Origin of the sequence: Streptomyces sp. NBC_01351 (assembly GCF_036237315.1) — a bacterium.
Lineage (GTDB): Bacteria > Actinomycetota > Actinomycetes > Streptomycetales > Streptomycetaceae > Streptomyces.
Genome location: NZ_CP108356.1, coordinates 6,805,418 through 6,821,481 on the forward strand (window position 1 = coordinate 6,805,418; position 16,064 = coordinate 6,821,481).

Below are 16,064 nucleotides of genomic sequence, written 5' to 3' on the forward strand. Positions count from 1 at the left end.
AACTACCGAGCGGATGTTGGCGTGTTGAAGGGCGGTCGGTGGCGGGCTGCGCCATCATCGGCCCGACATGCTCGAGACATCGCAGGGTGAGCCGTCGGTTCCCGCGCCGGTCCCCGCCCCCGTTGCCGAGGAGCCGAGAGGCTGCCTCTTCGCCCTGTCCCAGCCGCCCCTGATGATCTTCCTAGCGGTGATCGGTGTCCTGCTGCTGCTCGCCGCCGTGCACGACCTCTTCATGCTCTGACGGCCCGGCGTCGGCTCCCTTGCGCCGCGCCCGGTACGCGGCCACGTGCAGCCGGTTCCCGCAGGTCCGGCTGTCGCAGTAGCGCCGCGAGCGGTTCCGGGAGAGGTCCACGAAGGCGCGCCGGCAGTCCGGGGCCTCGCAGCGGCGCAGCCGCTCCTGCTCCCCGGAGACCACGATGAAGGCCAGGGCCATGCCGCCGTCGGCCGCCAGGTGGTCGCCCACCGAGGCGCCCGGCGCGAAGTAGTGCACGTGCCAGTCGTAGCCGTCGTGGTCGGTCAGCTGCGGAGTGGTGCCGGCCGTCGCCACCAGTTCGTTGATGAGCGCGGACGCGGCGCGCGGGTTCGGCGCCGCGAAGACCTGCGCGAACTTGCTGCGCACCGTACGCACACCGGAGAGGTCGCGGGCGCCGAGCTCGCCGACGCCGCTGATCGAGTACTCCTGGACGAATCCGCGCAGCGCGGCGATGTCCGCGAGCCCGTCGGGATGCTCCGATTCGGCCGCGGTGTTCACCAGCGCGACGACGACGTCGAGCGCGCGACGGGTGTCGTGGGGGATCTGCACGGGGTCTCCCTCAGGGGCCGGGCCTGCGGCGACGACCTGTGCCGCCGCTGGGGGCCGACTCTAGCGGGTCACTCCGAGGGGGTGCCCAACGCGCACCGGCGCCGTCCCCACGGGTGGCTTCCGCGAGAACAGCGCCGGCACGTCCGTATGTGGTTGTCCGACACGCACCGTCGCCCCGAGTCGGACGGTGTCGCGCGGGTGTGGGCCTGGCTCAGCTCTCGGCCAGGATGTGGGAGAGCTCCTTGTCGAGGTCGAAGTGCCGGTGTTCGGTCCCGGGTGGGACCGCGGCATCCGTCCGCTTGAGGAACGACTCCAGTGCTCGGGCTGGTGCTTCGAGCAGTGCTTCTCCCTCCGGTGAGCTCAGGGCGATGCACACGACGCCCTGACCGTGGCTGCGGGACGGCCAGACGCGGACGTCGCCGGTTCCGGTGGGCCGGTGGAGGCCCTCTGCGAGGAGGTCGCGGGCGAATACCCATTCGACCGTCTCCTCGGCGCCGGTGTGGAAGGTGGCGTGCACGGCGTAGGGGTCGGCCGTGTCATACCGCAGGCCCGCGGGAACAGGCAGTGAGGACTCGCTCGACACAACGAGGCGCAGGTGCAGCTCGCAGCTGACCGTGGTGTTCATAAGCGCCAGGGCCTTTCGCTCAGTGTGCGCTCGGGGATTCGCACGTCGGCGAAATCGACATGCCACCTACGGTGCCGTTGTAAACCCCTCTGACCGTTTTGCGGACCTCTGGGTCCCTCGGACGGCGGATCCAAAGCATCATTCACGTGTGCTTCCGGCTCGGGTAGATTCGATCCCATGAATACGGGGAGTGACCGCGGGGCCAACGAGCCCGCAGCCGACGAATCCGCCGCCCAGGCCGCCGCAGAGATCACTGCCGGGGCCGCCGCGGAACCCACTGCCGGGCCAGCCGCGGAACCCACTGCCGAGGCAGCCGAGGAGACACCGCACGTATCGAAGGCACCCGCCTTCATCAAGGCCCGCCGCAGCCTGCACCTGAGCTGGCAGGTCGGCGTCTTCGTCGTCGGCCTGGCGGTCATCGGCGCCGGTGTCGCGATGCTCGTGCTGCCCGGCCCCGGCTGGGTGGCGATCTTCGCGGGCCTGGCGATCTGGGCCACCGAGTTCGCCTGGGCCCACCTCGTGCTGCGCTGGACCAAGCGCAAGGTCACCGAGGCCGCCCAGAAGGCGCTCGACCCGAAGGTCCGGCGCCGCAACATCATCCTGACCAGCGTGGGCCTCGTCATCGCGGGCGCGCTGATCGGCTTCTACCTGTGGAAGTACGGGCTCGTCCTGCCCTGGCGCATCAAGGACCAGTGATGGTCAAGGAGCACCGCTGACATGCGGTAATGTTTGCGGTGCGTCCGGGCGATTAGCTCAGTGGGAGAGCACTTCGTTCACACCGAAGGGGTCACTGGTTCGAACCCAGTATCGCCCACCCGGACCAGAGGCCCGGAGACTTTCACAGTCTCCGGGCCTCTGGCGTTTCACCGGAGCCGGCCGATCGCGTCCCGCAGCCGGCGGGCGTCGCGCAGCCGCTTCTCGTACGTCGCGCCCACCGCCAGCAGCAGCAGGCCCGCCAGCGCCGGCGGCACCCAGCGCGGCAGCGCCCCCGCCACCTGCACCACGTACGGCGCCAGCTCGTGCAGCGCCACCACCGCCAGCACCGCGCCGCCCAGCAGCAGCGGGGCCTGGAGCCGTCGCTGCGCGCCCGCCAGGGTCACCGCCAGCGCGGCCACGCCCAGCAGCAGCGGGCGCACCCAGTCCGGGTCCCCCCAGGCCGCCAGCAGGCTCGGCAGCAGTGTCGCGGAGAGCCCCGCGCCGTACGCCGTCCACGAGGAGACCGCGGGGTCCTTGCGCCGCCGCAGCAAGCCCACCGCCAGGGCGGGCAGCGTCACCGGCAGGGTGTACGCCTCCGGCGCCGAGACCCCGGAATCGGCCAGCCGGACCCAGGTCGCCGCCACGAACAGCGCCCCCGCCGCCCAGCCCAGCACGCGCCGGTCCGGCCGTACCGCCGCCCCGGCGCAGACCACCCCGAGCAGTGCCAGGACCAGGGCGAGGGTCCCCGGCCGCCCGGCCGACAGGGCCACCGCCAGGGCGCCCGCCGCGCCCGCCGCGATCTCCGCGGGCAGCCGGACGCCGCCCAGCCGGGGCCCGAGCGCGGCCACCACGGCCGGGACCGCGAGCACCCACAGCGCCCACCACACCACCGCCAGGTCCGTCAGCGCCGCCGCGGCCACCAGCAGCCCCGTGGCGTACCCGACGGCGCACGCCGCCGCCCCGGCGCGGGCCCACCGCGCGGCGGGCCCGTACGCCGCCGCGGCCGCGCAGAGCGCGCCCAGCAGCCCCCACACCGCGAAGGTGGCCAGCCGGCCGTCCAGGGCGCCCAGGGACACGTTCGCGGCCCCGGCCAGCGCGCAGGCGCCGGCCGTGATGCCGGTCCCGCGCTCCGGGGACCGCAGGGCGAGCAGTCCCGCCGCCGCCGTGACCGCCAGCTGCGCCGCGAACGCCGCCGCCACCGGGAAGCCGAGCAGCAGCGGAGCCGCGAACAGCCCCGCCCAGCCGAGGACCACCGCCACCGCCGCCGGCTCCGGCCGGGACAGCACCCGCGACAGCCACCAGGCGGACCCCGCCGTCAGCAGCAGGCCCAGTACGACGGCCACCCCCGACCCGTACGGATCCGCGGCCGGGCTCGTCGCGGCCCACACCTCGTCCAGCACCCCGACCCGGCCGAGCAGCGCCGGAGCGACCGCCACCCACCCGGACAGCGCCGTCAGGGCTCCCACCACCGCGCCCGCCCAGCCCAGCCCGCGCCGGACGTGCGCCGGGAGAGCGTGGACCCGTACGGCCGCCAGCAGCGGCAGCGCCACCAGCAGGTGCACCAGCACCGACCACGACGGCTCGAGCTCCGGCCGGGACAGCCCGCCCACCGCCACCACCGCCAGCACGCCGCCCACCAGCGCGGCGACCCAGGCGCGCGGCTCCCGCCAGGCCGCGGCCACCCCGAGGGCCGCGCCCGCCAGCAGCAGCGCCGACGGGGGCCACGCCTCCGCGGCCGAGACCGCCGCCCAGGACTCCGACACCCCGGTCAGCACCGCGGCCGTGCCGAGTGCGACCGCGGGGAGCGCCGCCCACCGAAGCCGCACCGCGAGCGCCGCGTCCAGCGCGGCCGTCGCCAGCAGCGCCCAGGCGAGCTCCAGCGGGCCCGCCTGCGCGGCCAGCGCCGCGAGCGGCAGCGGGAACTGCGCCGCCAGCACCGCGGCCGGCCGCGGGATCCGCAGCTCGCGCAGGGCGAACCCGTACCCGGCCCAGACTGCCGCCAGCACCGCGGCCGCACCCGCCGCGTACGCCCGGGGGTCCGTGCCCGGCATGCCGACCCGGTGGAGCGCGTACGCGTCCAGCGCCGTCAGCAGCAGCCCCACCGCCGCGACCGACTCCGCCGTCGAGCGCAGCCCGCGGCGCAGCAGCGGCACGGGCGCGGCCAGTGCCGCCGCCGTCACCGCGCCGAGCACCACCGAGCGCCCGGCGATCCCGAGCGAGCCCCAGCTCACCAGGGTGAACGCCAGCGCGGCCACGGCCAGCAGCACGGCGCCCAGGGTGAGCAGCACGTTCTGCGCACTCGGAGCCGAGGCGTCCTTCGCGGGCCCGGCCGTCGGGGCGGGCGGTGCCGCCAACGGCACCGCTGCGTGCAGCAGCCGCAGCAGCCAGTCCCTGCGGGCCAGCAAGTACTGGCGGCGGCTGTCCAGTTGAGCCAGCTCGCGGTCGATGAGCGCCAGCTCTTCGGCGGGCGGCAGGGGCATGTTCATATCCGGAGTGTGGCGGCGGTCACGCGGTCAGGACATGGGCGTACGTACTCAGATGCACACTGAGTACGTACGAACAGGGCACACGCGCACCCCGCGCGCGCCACACTGGATCCATGGACCGCAGCCGCTGGGACCGCTGGAACCGCTACCGCTTCCGCAGCGCGTGGGACCTCGACGCCCCGCCCGCACAGGTCTTCGCCGTCCTGGAACTCCCCGGTGAGTACCCGCAGTGGTGGCCCCAGATCCGCCGGGTCGAAGAGCTCGACGAGCGCAGCGGCGCCGCCACCATCCGCTCGGCCCTCCCGTACTCCCTCCACGTCACCGCCACCCAGCTGCTGCGCGACACGCGGCGAGGGGTGCTGGAAGTGGCCCTGCGCGGCGATCTCGACGGCTGGGCGCGGTGGACCGTACGGGCGCGCGCCGCGGCCGGCGGCGGCCCGCGCACCCGGGCGCTGTACGAGCAGGAGGTCGAGGTGCGGCGGCCGCTGATGCGAAGGCTCGCGCTGCCCGGGCGGCCGGTGTTCCGGCTGAACCACGCGCTGATGATGCGGGCGGGGCGACGCGGTCTGGAGGCCCGGCTGGCCGGCTTCCGGGAAGCGGTTTGAACCAGCCCCGAGCCTTCTGTATTGTTCAGTCCGTTCCCGGGCGATTAGCTCAGCGGGAGAGCACTTCGTTCACACCGAAGGGGTCACTGGTTCGATCCCAGTATCGCCCACCGGGACAGGCCGGTCCGTCTTATGACGGACCGGCCTTCCGCATGTACGGGGCCGGGTAGGGCGCCGGGTACGGGGCTACGCGGCCGTCGACAGGTCCCCCGGCCGCAGCGGCCAGTGCGGATCCACCGCCTCCGGCGTCCCCTGGCGCGCGAACCACGCCTGCAGCCCGCGCGCCTGTGCCGCGTGCCACACCGCCTGGAGCGTGTGCAGTTCGGCCGGGCTCAGCCGCTCCAGCCGCGCCGCGAACCGGCGGCCCACCGCCCGTACCAGCTCCAGCGAGGCCTGCGCGTCCGCCGCCGCGTCGTGGGCGCCCTCCAGCTCTATCCCGTAGTGCGCGCACAGGTCCGTCAGCGTCCTGCGGCCCTTGCGGTACCGGTCCAGGTGCTTGTCCAGCACGCGCGGATCCAGCACCGTCAGCGGCCGGTTGTCCAAATAGCGGGTCAGCGACGACGCCCGGTGCCGGCGCAACTCCCGGTCCAGCAGCGTCAGATCGAACGGCGCGTTCATCACCACCACCGGGCGGCCCGCCACCTGCTGCTCAGCGAGCGCGCGCGCTATCTCCTCCACCACCGGCGCCGGCCAGCGGCCGTGGCGCTGCAGGTGCTCGTCGGTCAGGCCGTGCACCTCCGTGGCGCCGGGAGGCACCGGAACCCCGGGATTGACCAGCCAGCGCGTGGTGCGGACCCGGCCGCCCGCACACTCCTGGACGACGAGCGCGGCGGACACGATCCGGTCCTGCTCGACGTCCACCCCGGTGGTCTCCGTGTCAAATGCGGCCAGCGGGCCCTCGTACCAGCGTGTCATGGCGAACTCCTCGTCCACGGTCGGCAGATGGCCCGGATCACGCCACCCTTGCCCGAATCGGTGATACCCGTGCTGTTTGCCGCGTACGCCGTTTGCGGGGGTTCGGGTGCGGAGACAACTCCAGTGGGGGGCCGTACACATGACCGGTCGTCACCCCGTCCACCAGACACGGCAGAGCCCGGAGGCATGGGGAGTCGGCCATGGCGCTCGCGCAGCCCGAACCGAGCGGGGTGCCGGCGCTGCAGATCGATCCGCGCACCGGCGAGCCGGACGCAGCGCGGAGCGGACCGCTGCGCGGCACACTCGCCACCACCGCCTGCATGGAGACCCTTCAGGTGGGATACCTGCACGCCGTCGCGGCAGCGGCCGGCTGCTCGCTCTCGCAGCCCTTTCCCGACAACGGCATCGACTGGCACGTCAGCCACGGTGCCCCCGAACACGTCGTCGACGACGAGGTCACCATCAAGGTGCAGTTGAAGGCGACCTACCAGATACCGCCGCGGCCGGCCGGGCCCACCTTCGCCTTCACCCTCGACAACGAGCACCTGGTGAAACTGGCCCGCACCCCGGTCGCCGTCCACAAGATCCTCGTCGTGATGCTCGTCCCGCGCGAGCGCGACCAGTGGCTCGCCGCCGGGCACGACCGGCTCGACCTGCGGCACTGCTGCTACTGGACCAACCTCGCGGGACACCCCGTGACCGGCCGGCGCCGGACCACCGTACGGATCCCGACCACGCGGATCTTCGACGACCGCGCGCTGTGCGAGATCATGACCCGGGTCGGGTCGGGAGGGACACCCTGATGCACTGGAACCCGCCGCACCTCGAACCGCTGCCGCCCCCGGAGTTCGCGGACCCGGCCGTGCCCGACCCCGAGCACGTCGACCCCGCCGTGCTGGGCGCGCTGCTGCACCGGCACGGCTGGCTGCGGCGCGGCGGGGCCGCCGGACGGTACGGCCGCTGGACGCCGCCGGCCGCCCACCGTGCGGGCAGCTCCGGTACGAGCCTGCTCGTCCCCGAGAGCAGCGCCTTCCCCGACTGCGCGGACCTGCTGGAGGAGGCGCTCACGGCCCTCTCGCTCAGCGGGCTGCCCTCGGCGCGGGAGGTGCTGTACGGGCTGAGCGTGCCCAGCGACGAGATCCGCTGGGAGCGGGAGATCCCGGAGGGGCCGCAGGGCCTCCAGGGTGAGGCCGACTGGACGGCGCAGGAGCAACTGCGGGCGGCGGCCCGGCGCTTGCTGCTGGCGGGCGCCTTGGCGGACCGGGCGCGGGCGGGCTATTACGGGGCCCGCCACCGCGGCCAGGCCGAACGGGCGCTGGACGGCGTGCTGGTGGGGCCCTCGCCGGGTGGTCGGCGGCTGAGTGCGTACGTCCCGGTGGACGGGGGCCGGGGCACGGTGAAGCGGTTGCACCACGCCCTGCACGCGGCCCGCGAGGCCGTGGACTACCAGCGGGCCACTGGCGGCATGGAGGCCTTCGACGCGGCGGTGGAAGCGGGGGTCAGCCGCGAGCTCGCGGACGCGCTCATCGCGCTCGTCCGGGGCTCGGAGGGGGCACGGATCACCCTCGCGTGGGCGCCGGCGGCGGGGGTCCCGGCGGGGTGCGCGGCGCGGCCGGAGCCGGTGGAGTTCTCGCCGGGCGACCTCCTGGTCCTGAGGGAGGCCGCCGCCCGCTACACCCGGGACGAGCCGGCGGTCACGGTCCGGGTGGTGGGGACGGTCGTACGGATGCGGCGCTCGGCCCCGGGCGGGGGCGGCACGGTACGGCTGCGGGTCCTCGCCGGGGCGGAGATCTCCTCGATCCGGGCGGAGCTGGACGAGGAGGCGTACCGGGTGGCGGGCCACGCGCACCTGGTGGGCCTGCCGATCAAACTGACCGGGCGGCTGCACCGGAGGGGCGGCTTCCGGCGCTTGACGCACGCGGCGGAGGTGACACCGGTCCCGCTGGACGAGGTCGAGCGGGACCGGCTGATGAAGTCCCTGGACACGGCGTTCGACCCGACGGAGGACTAGGCGGCCGCCTTCGGGTCGGGCCGGTTGCGCGGGGGCCGGCCGGTGGGGTGGGCGGCCGGTGGGGTGGGCGGGCTCAGCCGGGGCGGGGTCGGTGTGGTGCCGGCCCGGCCGGTGCCGGGCGCGCGCCGGGGCGTCTCCTCGGGCGTCGAACGGTTCCAGGGGTCGGTGGGCCGAGGGGGCCCGGTTCGACGCCCTGCGGGGACGCCCCACCGCACACCCGGCCCCGTCCGAGCCGGCGGGGACCAGCCTGGCTACGGGATGCCGACGATCGACTCGCAGCGCACGGCGACATCCGCGGTGCCCGCTTCGCCGTCGCAGCCGTCGGTGTCCGGGCCGCCGTCCAGGACGTCGTTGTCCGGGCCGCCGAAGAGCTTGTCGGCCCCGGCGCCCGAGCGCAGGGTGTCGGAGCCGCCCGCCGTCCCGGCCGTCGCGTCCGCGAGGAAGGTGACGTTGTCGCCGAAGAGGGAGTCGGCGCCGCCGCGGCCGTCGATCACGTCGTTGCCCGCGACGGTCGAAGTGGCGTCCGCGACCGAGCTGTCGCCGATGAGGATCTCGTCGGCGCTGCCGCCCAGGATCCGGTCGTGGCCCGCTCCGAAGGCCCCGCCGCCGTCCGGGTCGCCGATGTTGTGGTCGCCGACGGCGAACGACCCGCCGTCGGCCCCGAGGTCCAGCACATCGTTGCCGCTGCCGTAAACGGCGACGTTGCTCTCGCTGTCGCCGATGAGGTTGTCGCCCGTGCCGGGCCCGCCCAGGAGGGTGTCGTTGCCCCCGCCGGTCGCCGTGCCGACGAAGGGCGCCGCCGAGTCGCCGAGCAGGCCGTCGTTGCCGTCTCCGCCGTCCATGAAGTCGTTCCCGCCGCCTTCGACGTTCCCGCCGAAGGTGACGCTGTCGCCCGTCATGTGGACGTCGTCGCCGTCACCGCCGTAGAGCCGGTCGTGCCCGCCGCCCTTGGCGAAGCCGGCGTCGTCGCTCTCGGAGTCGCCGACGAGGAAGTCCTCGCCGGGCCCGCCCTCCAGCCGGTCGTTGCCGCCGCCGGTGGCGTTGCCGCTCGCGGTGAAGGAGTCGCCGACCATGTCGTCGTCACCGGCCCCGCCCAGCAGGGTGTCGTTCCCGCCGCCCTCGACGTCACCGCCGGTCGAGTGGGCGTCACCGCGCAGCACGTCGTTGCCCGCTCCGCCGTCGAGCCGGTCGTTCCCGTCCCCGCCGACGATGACGTCGTTGCCGCCGAGCCCGCAGATGAGGTCGTTGCCGCCGTTGCCGGAGATGACATCGACACCGGCCGAGCCGACGATCACGTCGTTGCCGGGGCCACCGCCGAACAGGCCCGAGCCGATGATCGTGGCCTTCGCGCCGAAGCAGGTGGTCTGCGCGGCGCCGGCCGGCGGGCCGAAGGCGAGCATCGCGGCGGTGATCACGCCGATCGTGAGGAGTCGAGCCATGCCGGGGCCTCCGGTTCGGGAAGAGCGGTCACACGCCCTACTGCCCCTTGCGCGGCAGGCCGCGGCCCCACCTACGCTGTCTGCCCGCTCACTTCCGTCGTACGGATGACCCCGCGCGGGAGAAGGAGGCCATGCGCAGACCGGGGGCGGGGGAGAAGTCCGCGCCGCGAGCGAAGCCGAAGCGTTCGTACAGTGCGACCGCCGGGGCGTTGTCCGCGCCCGTCGTCACCGTGACGTCCCGGTCGGCCGGTACGTGGCCCAGCAGCAGGGAGGCGACCCCCCGGCGGAACCAGGCCGGGTCCACACACACCCGGTCGATGCACACACCGCCCTCAGCCCCGTCCTCCCAGGCGAGGAAACCGGCGATCTCCCCGTCCTCGGACACCGCGCCGACCCACGTGAGTGCCTGCGCCCGCATCTCGGCGAGGCTCTCCCGCAGCGCCGGGATGCCGTCGAAGCCGATGAGCTCCGCCTCCACCGCGTACGCGGCCCGCCCGATCCGGTGCACGGCAGCCGCGACGGCATCGTCGGCCAGGTCCAGCGGTCGTATCTGCATGGGCGTCCCTCGGTCGGCAGTCCGGACCACGCTACCTGCGGTTTCGCCCCTCGGGATCGGGGCCGCGCTTCGGATGGAGCGGGGACGCTCCGGGGCGTCCCCACAGGTCGAGCGAACCCAACGCCGCCCGACAGGCCGGTCCGGCCCGGGTTCGCGAGCCGAGGAGACGCCCCGGAGGGGCCCCGCCCCACAGGCCGCCCGCTCGTACGGGCCGCGGCCCGTACGCCTCCTCGGGACATCCCGACCGTCCCCGCCCGAGGGCGCCCGGCGGGGCCCGGGGCGGGGTCCGGGCGCCTCCCGGTAACCGTTTCGCGGCGCAGCCACTCCGCTCGGTACGATTCAGGCGCGCAGTGTTCGCTCGCGCACCCCCTGAGTCAGGAGAGACCGGTGTCAGACGTCCGTGTGATCATCCAACGCGATTCCGAGCGGGACGAGCGCGTGGTGGCCACGGGCACTACGGCGGCGGAGCTCTTCGCCGGCGAGCGCACCATCGTCGCCGCGCGCGTTGCCGGGGAACTGAAGGACCTCGCGTACGAGGTGCAGGACGGCGAGACCGTCGAGCCGGTGGAGATCTCCTCCGAGGACGGCCTGAACATCCTGCGCCACTCGACCGCGCACGTCATGGCGCAGGCCGTGCAGGAGCTGTTCCCCGAGGCCAAGCTCGGCATCGGCCCGCCGGTCCAGAACGGTTTCTACTACGACTTCGATGTCGCCCGGCCCTTCACTCCGGAGGACCTGAAGGCCATCGAGAAGAAGATGCAGGAGATCCAGAAGCGCGGGCAGAAGTTCTCCCGCCGCGTGGTCACCGACGAGGCCGCCCGCGAGGAGCTCGCCGACGAGCCGTACAAGCTGGAGCTCATCGGCATCAAGGGTGCGGCCTCGACCGATGACGGCGCGAACGTCGAGGTGGGCGGCGGCGAGCTGACCATCTACGACAACCTGGACGGCAAGACCGGCGAGCTGTGCTGGAAGGACCTGTGTCGTGGTCCGCACCTGCCCACCACCCGCAACATCCCGGCCTTCAAGCTCATGCGCAACGCGGCCGCCTACTGGCGCGGCAGCGAGAAGAACCCGATGCTCCAGCGCATCTACGGCACCGCGTGGCCGTCGAAGGAGGAGCTGAAGGCCCACCTCGACTTCCTCGCCGAGGCCGAGAAGCGCGATCACCGCAAGCTCGGCAACGAGCTGGACCTCTTCTCCATCCCGGACGAGATCGGTTCCGGCCTGGCCGTCTTCCACCCGCGCGGCGGCGTCATCCGCCGGACCATGGAGGACTACAGCAGGAAGCGTCACGAGGAGGAGGGCTACGAGTTCGTCTACTCCCCGCACGCCACCAAGGGCGCGCTGTTCGAGAAGAGCGGCCACCTGGACTGGTACGCGGAGGGCATGTACCCCCCCATGCAGCTCGACGGTGGTACCGACTACTACCTCAAGCCCATGAACTGCCCGATGCACAACCTGATCTTCGACGCGCGCGGCCGCTCCTACCGCGAACTGCCGCTGCGCCTGTTCGAGTTCGGCACGGTGTACCGGTACGAGAAGTCGGGCGTCGTGCACGGCCTGACCCGCGCCCGGGGCTTCACCCAGGACGACGCGCACATCTACTGCACCCGTGAGCAGATGGCGGAGGAGCTCGACCGCACGCTCACCTTCGTGCTGAACCTCCTGCGCGACTACGGTCTGACCGACTTCTACCTGGAGCTGTCCACCAAGGACCCGGAGAAGTTCGTCGGCTCGGACGAGGTGTGGGAGGAGGCGACCGCCGTCCTCCAGCAGGTCGCCGAGAAGCAGGGTCTCCCGCTGACCCCCGACCCGGGCGGCGCGGCCTTCTACGGCCCGAAGATCTCCGTGCAGGCGCGCGACGCCATCGGGCGTACCTGGCAGATGTCGACCGTGCAGCTCGACTTCAACCTGCCGGAGCGCTTCAACCTGGAGTACACCGCGCCCGACGGCTCCCGCCAGCGGCCGGTCATGATCCACCGCGCGCTGTTCGGCTCGATCGAGCGGTTCTTCGCCGTGCTGCTGGAGCACTACGCGGGCGCCATGCCGCCGTGGCTGGCCCCGGTCCAGGCGGTCGGCATCCCGATCGGTGACGGGCACGTGGAGTACCTGCAGGAGTTCGCCGCCGCGGCGAAGAAGCAGGGCCTGCGGGTCGAGGTGGACGCCTCCTCCGACCGCATGCAGAAGAAGATCCGCAACCACCAGAAGCTCAAGGTCCCGTTCATGATCATCGTCGGTGACGAGGACATGGCCGCGGGCACCGTCTCCTTCCGCTACCGCGACGGTTCGCAGGAGAACGGCATCGCCAAGGACGAGGCGCTGGCCAAGCTGGCCAAGGTCGTCGCGGACCGCGTCCAGGTCTGACGGATCCGGCAGGTCCGAGAGGACCCGGCCCCCGGAGAGTGATCACTTTCCGGGGGCCTTCTCCGTCCGTACCGGCAAGGTCATATGCTTGCCGCCATGACGAGTGAGCCGGAGCAGCAGAACGGCGTTGGCACGCATGACGGGTTCCAGCGCCTGTGGACCCCGCATCGGATGGCCTACATCCAGGGCGAGAACAAGCCCACCGGCCCCGAGGCCGGCGACGGGTGTCCGTTCTGCGGGATTCCGGAGATGAGCGACGAGGACGGGCTGGTCGTCGCCCGCGGCAAGCACGTCTTCGCGGTGCTCAACCTGTACCCGTACAACGGCGGGCACCTCATGGTCGTCCCGTACCGGCACGTCGCCGACTACACCGACCTGGACGCGCTGGAGACCGGCGAGCTGGCGGACCTGACCAAGCGGGCCATGGTCGCGCTGCGCAAGGCCTCCGGGGCGCACGGTTTCAACATCGGCATGAACCAGGGCGCCGCCGCCGGCGCCGGCATCGCCGCGCACCTGCACCAGCACATCGTGCCCCGCTGGGGCGGGGACGCGAACTTCATGCCGATCGTCGGCCACACCCGCGTCCTGCCGCAGCTCCTCGCGGACACCCGGCAGATGCTCGCCGATGCCTGGCCCACGGGCTGAGGCGGGCTGATCAGGCGGCGCGTGCCGCGCGCCATTCCTCCAGTAAGCCTTCGACGTCGAACTCGGTGAGGTTCAGCGGCGGCCCCGACGGGGGCATGCGCAGGGCCGCGGCGATCTTCTCGTTGATCTCCGTGAGGATCGCCCGCACCTGCCGTTCCGAGCGGGCCGCGCGGGCCGCCTCCAGCGCGTCCTCCGCCTCCTTGCGCAGCGCGAGCGCCGGGGGCAGGGCCGAGAAGCCCTCGCGGTGCAACTTCCCCTTGATCCACCACAGCTCGTCGTAGGGCGCGTCGAGGGAGGCCAGCGGCTTTCCGTAGCCCGGCAGGTTCTCGAACTCGCCGCGGTCGGCGGCCTCTCTGATCTGCCGGTCCACCCAGGACTCGATGTCGACGCCAGGGGGTTTGCGCTCGGTCACGGTGCCTCCTCGGGGGATGCGACGGCCTCGGGGCCTTCAGCCTACCCAGACCGGCCCGCCCGGCCAGAGGTCCGCGTAGGGTCCGTGACCATGATCATGCGATTCAGCGAAGAGTTCCTGTCGGAGACGGAGCATCACGCGGCCTGGGGCGCCGCGCAGCTCGAAACCCTGACCTCCTTCCTGCCCGAGGGTCCGTGGACGGCGGACCTGGAGGCCTGTCTGTACCGCCAGGGCGACCTCACACTGCGGGTCTCGGTCCTGGGCACCTACGACACGGACGAGCAGTCCTGGATGTGGGGCTGGGCCAACCCCGGCCTGCGGGGCACCGAAGCGGTCGCCCTCGCGAGCGCGGTCGAGCGCTACGGACGGGCCCGCGGCATAGCCGAGTTCACCGCGGAGACCCTGGACCTGTCGGGCTTCCCCGACCCGCGGTTCGCGGCGGAGACCCTGGCGTTCGCCGGGATGGGCGTCGCCGAGACCCCCGGTTACATCGGTGTCGAGGCGGGACCCGGCACGCGGGTCTACTTCCTGCCGGACGACCCGCAGGTCCCCCGGGCGCCCCTCGACCCGATCACCCTGCCGCGGACCCTCATCACCGGGGCCTCGCTCCTCGGCCATGCCCCGCGCCACGTCGTCACCGGGTACTTCGACCACCACGGTGTACCGGTGCACGAGGCCGGAGACCGGATCACGGCCGAGCTTCCCGAGGGGGTCCCGGTACGGATCGCGTTCGACGCACTCGGCCGCATCGCGGAAGTGAGTCTCGCCGGCCGGCCCTGACCCGCGCGCCCGCCGCCCGGCCCCGCCCCGCCTACGCGTCGTACACGTCCGCCTTGCGCGGGGCCGGCTCCTGGATGAGGCCGCTCATGATCGAGGAGCGGTTGGTGAAGCGGTCGGTGTCGACGCCGTTCTCCTCCAGGACCTTGAAGGTGGCGGCGTGGACCGAGCGCAGCACCGGGGCCACCGTGCGCAGGGCGTCGTCCGCCATGAAGCGGTGGCGCCACATCGAGCCGGCCCACACGTGGCGGATGCCGAAGGGCTCGGGCAGGACCAGCTTGCCGCCGAGGAAGTCCAGGAGCGGCGGGAACCAGGTCAGCGGGGCACGTACGGCGAGGCGCACGACCTCATCGGTGTCCACCAGCGGCTGCGGGCGCTCGACGGTCTCCCAGAAGCGGATGCTCTTGGGTACCTCCACCACTGGGGCCTTGGACTTCGTAGTGAACAGGCCGTGTACGGGTCCCAGGGCGTGCGCGGTGACGTCCACGCGCAGTGTCTTGTAGAGCACGGTGACGGTGACCAGCATGTTGATGACGAGCTGGCCGTCCCAGAGCGGGTACTGGATGCCGAGATAGTGCCGGTTTCCTGCGCTGAACTGCTGCTCGTTGCAGATCCGCGTGATCTCGTGCGGCTTGATCAGGAAGTTGTCGATGTTCTCGCCAGAGGGGCGGGCCACTTCGGCGGCACCCTCGCCGATCGGCGTGACGATCCAGTGCTGGATGGCGGCCGTCGGGAAACCGCCGGTGTGCAGGGGGCCGCGCTCCAGCTTGCGGAGCTGGGCGTCGATCGCGCGTACGACGTCCCAGCTGCGGAAGGGGTGGATCTCGGCGCCCTCCGTCGTGGGCTCGAGTTCCTCGGCCATCTGCCAGCTGCCCCATCGGGTGCCCATGCCGAGTATGCCCTTGGGGCCCGCGTAGAAGACCTGGTTGCTGCGGTCCTCCGCGGTCAGCTTCGCGAGCTGGTGACGCAGGTCTTCGCGGGCCTTCTCGTCGGGGTTGCCCGGCACTGCCTCCGGGATCTTCGCTCCGACCCCGTCACCTGCGAGCAGCCCGTCCCAGCGGGCGCGCAGGTCGGCGGCGGTGGACTCGCACAGCCGACGGGCGAGCAGCCAGCCCAGGGCCGGGGCGATCACCATGCCCCGCAGGTAGAGGCCGAGGAAGCCGGTCAGGGGCAGCCGGAACATCAGTACCGCCACCACGATGGCGATGCCGACCAGTACCGCCGTGCCCATCCAGGAGGAGCGCTTGCCCTCGCCGGCGGCCAGGGTCTTGCGGAGCTGGAACAGGCCCAGCCACAGGAGCAGGCCGGGCAGGAACACCACACCGCAGACCAGCATGATCAGCCGGAGCTTGCGGTCCCGTTCCTTGCGGATGCGCGTGGCGGCCAGGCAGTGCTCTACGACCGTCTGGGGGTCGGCGCCGAAGGACTGGATGAGTGGTTTGCGGGTGGATCCGAGAGTGCGGGCCTCGACGGCGCGGCAGAAGGCCTCGCCGAAATTGGGCTCGAAGAGGGATATCTTGCCGGGTTTGACCGTGGCGGGGTGGTTCTCGCTGTTGGCGGTGAGTATCACCTTGAGTTCGGTGTCCTTGCCGCCGTCGCGGTAGGCGGCCGAGGCCAGCGCGTTGGTCGCCGCCGTCTGCCCGCCACCGCCCTGGAGAGGAATCTGCGCTCCGGGCCTGAAGTCGAATCCGTCGTCCGCCACCGCTGCCCCCATCGCTGTGCGTTCGTGCT

Annotated in this window: 16 protein-coding genes and 2 tRNA genes; 10 read left to right on the forward strand and 8 right to left on the reverse strand. The window is 72.8% G+C overall.

Annotation, left to right across the window (positions count from 1 at the left end; all coding sequences use genetic code 11):
- Nucleotides 1-67 precede the first annotated feature (67 nt).
- On the forward strand, nt 68-241 hold the full coding sequence (locus OG625_RS31415) for a hypothetical protein (RefSeq protein ID WP_329387739.1): 174 nt from the start codon (nt 68-70) through the stop codon (nt 239-241).
- On the opposite strand, the gene OG625_RS31420 is transcribed toward OG625_RS31415, so the two are convergent.
- Both OG625_RS31420 and OG625_RS31425 read right to left on the reverse strand, forming a co-directional pair.
- The gene (locus OG625_RS31420; RefSeq protein WP_329387740.1) at nt 182-802 is read right to left on the reverse strand and encodes a CGNR zinc finger domain-containing protein; all 621 of its coding nucleotides are present in this window, start codon (nt 800-802) and stop codon (nt 182-184) included. The two genes, OG625_RS31415 and OG625_RS31420, sit on opposite strands and share 60 nt — an antisense overlap.
- A gap of 211 nt (nt 803-1,013) precedes the next feature.
- Nucleotides 1,014-1,427: an SsgA family sporulation/cell division regulator gene (locus OG625_RS31425; protein WP_030011909.1), complete on the reverse strand. Its 414-nt coding sequence runs from the start codon at nt 1,425-1,427 to the stop codon at nt 1,014-1,016.
- 177 nt (nt 1,428-1,604) lie between these two features.
- Here OG625_RS31425 and OG625_RS31430 point away from each other — a divergent pair, with 177 nt between their 5' ends.
- Both OG625_RS31430 and OG625_RS31435 read left to right on the forward strand, forming a co-directional pair.
- The gene (locus OG625_RS31430) at nt 1,605-2,123 is read left to right on the forward strand and encodes a TIGR02611 family protein (protein ID WP_329387741.1); all 519 of its coding nucleotides are present in this window, start codon (nt 1,605-1,607) and stop codon (nt 2,121-2,123) included.
- Nucleotides 2,124-2,169: 46 nt separating this feature from the next.
- A tRNA-Val gene (locus tag OG625_RS31435) sits at nt 2,170-2,241 on the forward strand.
- A gap of 49 nt (nt 2,242-2,290) precedes the next feature.
- On the opposite strand, the gene OG625_RS31440 is transcribed toward OG625_RS31435, so the two are convergent.
- The gene (locus OG625_RS31440) at nt 2,291-4,609 is read right to left on the reverse strand and encodes an SCO7613 C-terminal domain-containing membrane protein (RefSeq protein WP_329387743.1); all 2,319 of its coding nucleotides are present in this window, start codon (nt 4,607-4,609) and stop codon (nt 2,291-2,293) included.
- 113 nt (nt 4,610-4,722) lie between these two features.
- On the opposite strand from OG625_RS31440, the gene OG625_RS31445 reads away from it, so the two are divergent.
- Both OG625_RS31445 and OG625_RS31450 read left to right on the forward strand, forming a co-directional pair.
- The gene (locus tag OG625_RS31445) at nt 4,723-5,214 is read left to right on the forward strand and encodes an SRPBCC family protein (protein ID WP_329387744.1); all 492 of its coding nucleotides are present in this window, start codon (nt 4,723-4,725) and stop codon (nt 5,212-5,214) included.
- 38 nt (nt 5,215-5,252) lie between these two features.
- A tRNA-Val gene (locus OG625_RS31450) sits at nt 5,253-5,324 on the forward strand.
- Nucleotides 5,325-5,400: 76 nt separating this feature from the next.
- Here OG625_RS31450 and OG625_RS31455 read toward each other — a convergent pair.
- Nucleotides 5,401-6,129 (reverse strand): 3'-5' exonuclease, encoded by a 729-nt coding sequence (locus OG625_RS31455; RefSeq protein WP_329387745.1) that lies wholly within the window; start codon nt 6,127-6,129, stop codon nt 5,401-5,403.
- Between the two features lie 200 nt (nt 6,130-6,329).
- Between OG625_RS31455 and OG625_RS31460 the strand changes: the two genes are divergently transcribed.
- Together OG625_RS31460 and OG625_RS31465 are read left to right on the forward strand one after the other, a co-directional pair.
- Nucleotides 6,330-6,932: a DUF4365 domain-containing protein gene (locus tag OG625_RS31460; RefSeq protein WP_329387747.1), complete on the forward strand. Its 603-nt coding sequence runs from the start codon at nt 6,330-6,332 to the stop codon at nt 6,930-6,932.
- The gene (locus tag OG625_RS31465) at nt 6,932-8,140 is read left to right on the forward strand and encodes a hypothetical protein (protein ID WP_329387749.1); all 1,209 of its coding nucleotides are present in this window, start codon (nt 6,932-6,934) and stop codon (nt 8,138-8,140) included. Before OG625_RS31460 ends, OG625_RS31465 begins: the two co-directional genes overlap by 1 nt.
- Nucleotides 8,141-8,391: 251 nt before the next feature.
- On the opposite strand, the gene OG625_RS31470 is transcribed toward OG625_RS31465, so the two are convergent.
- Nucleotides 8,392-9,579 carry a calcium-binding protein gene (locus OG625_RS31470; RefSeq protein WP_329387751.1) on the reverse strand — a complete coding sequence of 396 codons (1,188 nt, stop codon included), beginning with the start codon at nt 9,577-9,579 and terminating at the stop codon, nt 8,392-8,394.
- An 88-nt stretch (nt 9,580-9,667) separates the two neighbouring features.
- Nucleotides 9,668-10,135 (reverse strand): GNAT family N-acetyltransferase, encoded by a 468-nt coding sequence (locus OG625_RS31475; RefSeq protein WP_329387753.1) that lies wholly within the window; start codon nt 10,133-10,135, stop codon nt 9,668-9,670.
- Between the two features lie 387 nt (nt 10,136-10,522).
- Between OG625_RS31475 and thrS the strand changes: the two genes are divergently transcribed.
- Both thrS and OG625_RS31485 read left to right on the forward strand, forming a co-directional pair.
- Nucleotides 10,523-12,499, forward strand: coding sequence for a threonine--tRNA ligase (thrS, locus tag OG625_RS31480; protein WP_329387754.1), 1,977 nt, complete (start codon nt 10,523-10,525; stop codon nt 12,497-12,499).
- Between the two features lie 84 nt (nt 12,500-12,583).
- The gene (locus OG625_RS31485; protein ID WP_329387755.1) at nt 12,584-13,144 is read left to right on the forward strand and encodes an HIT family protein; all 561 of its coding nucleotides are present in this window, start codon (nt 12,584-12,586) and stop codon (nt 13,142-13,144) included.
- Nucleotides 13,145-13,154: 10 nt separating this feature from the next.
- Here OG625_RS31485 and OG625_RS31490 read toward each other — a convergent pair whose 3' ends face one another.
- On the reverse strand, nt 13,155-13,556 hold the full coding sequence (locus OG625_RS31490; RefSeq protein WP_329387757.1) for a J-domain-containing protein: 402 nt from the start codon (nt 13,554-13,556) through the stop codon (nt 13,155-13,157).
- Nucleotides 13,557-13,646: 90 nt separating this feature from the next.
- Between OG625_RS31490 and OG625_RS31495 the strand changes: the two genes are divergently transcribed.
- Entirely contained in the window at nt 13,647-14,336 is a 690-nt protein-coding gene (locus tag OG625_RS31495; protein ID WP_329387758.1) for a DUF6882 domain-containing protein, read from the forward strand.
- A gap of 31 nt (nt 14,337-14,367) precedes the next feature.
- On the opposite strand, the gene OG625_RS31500 is transcribed toward OG625_RS31495, so the two are convergent.
- A complete protein-coding gene (locus OG625_RS31500) occupies nt 14,368-16,035 on the reverse strand; it encodes a hypothetical protein (protein ID WP_329387760.1) in 1,668 nt (555 codons plus the stop codon).
- Nucleotides 16,036-16,064 lie beyond the last annotated feature (29 nt).

Coding starts and splice junctions, on each gene's coding strand:
- OG625_RS31455 (WP_329387745.1), bottom strand. CDS start 6,129: ATGACACGCTGGTACGAGGGCCCGCTGGCCGCATTTGACACGGAGACC.
- OG625_RS31445 (WP_329387744.1), top strand. CDS start 4,723: ATGGACCGCAGCCGCTGGGACCGCTGGAACCGCTACCGCTTCCGCAGC.
- OG625_RS31440 (WP_329387743.1), bottom strand. CDS start 4,609: ATGAACATGCCCCTGCCGCCCGCCGAAGAGCTGGCGCTCATCGACCGC.
- OG625_RS31465 (WP_329387749.1), top strand. CDS start 6,932: ATGCACTGGAACCCGCCGCACCTCGAACCGCTGCCGCCCCCGGAGTTC.
- OG625_RS31460 (WP_329387747.1), top strand. CDS start 6,330: ATGGCGCTCGCGCAGCCCGAACCGAGCGGGGTGCCGGCGCTGCAGATC.
- OG625_RS31470 (WP_329387751.1), bottom strand. CDS start 9,579: ATGGCTCGACTCCTCACGATCGGCGTGATCACCGCCGCGATGCTCGCC.
- OG625_RS31430 (WP_329387741.1), top strand. CDS start 1,605: ATGAATACGGGGAGTGACCGCGGGGCCAACGAGCCCGCAGCCGACGAA.
- OG625_RS31425 (WP_030011909.1), bottom strand. CDS start 1,427: ATGAACACCACGGTCAGCTGCGAGCTGCACCTGCGCCTCGTTGTGTCG.
- OG625_RS31485 (WP_329387755.1), top strand. CDS start 12,584: ATGCTTGCCGCCATGACGAGTGAGCCGGAGCAGCAGAACGGCGTTGGC.
- OG625_RS31495 (WP_329387758.1), top strand. CDS start 13,647: ATGATCATGCGATTCAGCGAAGAGTTCCTGTCGGAGACGGAGCATCAC.
- OG625_RS31475 (WP_329387753.1), bottom strand. CDS start 10,135: ATGCAGATACGACCGCTGGACCTGGCCGACGATGCCGTCGCGGCTGCC.
- OG625_RS31415 (WP_329387739.1), top strand. CDS start 68: ATGCTCGAGACATCGCAGGGTGAGCCGTCGGTTCCCGCGCCGGTCCCC.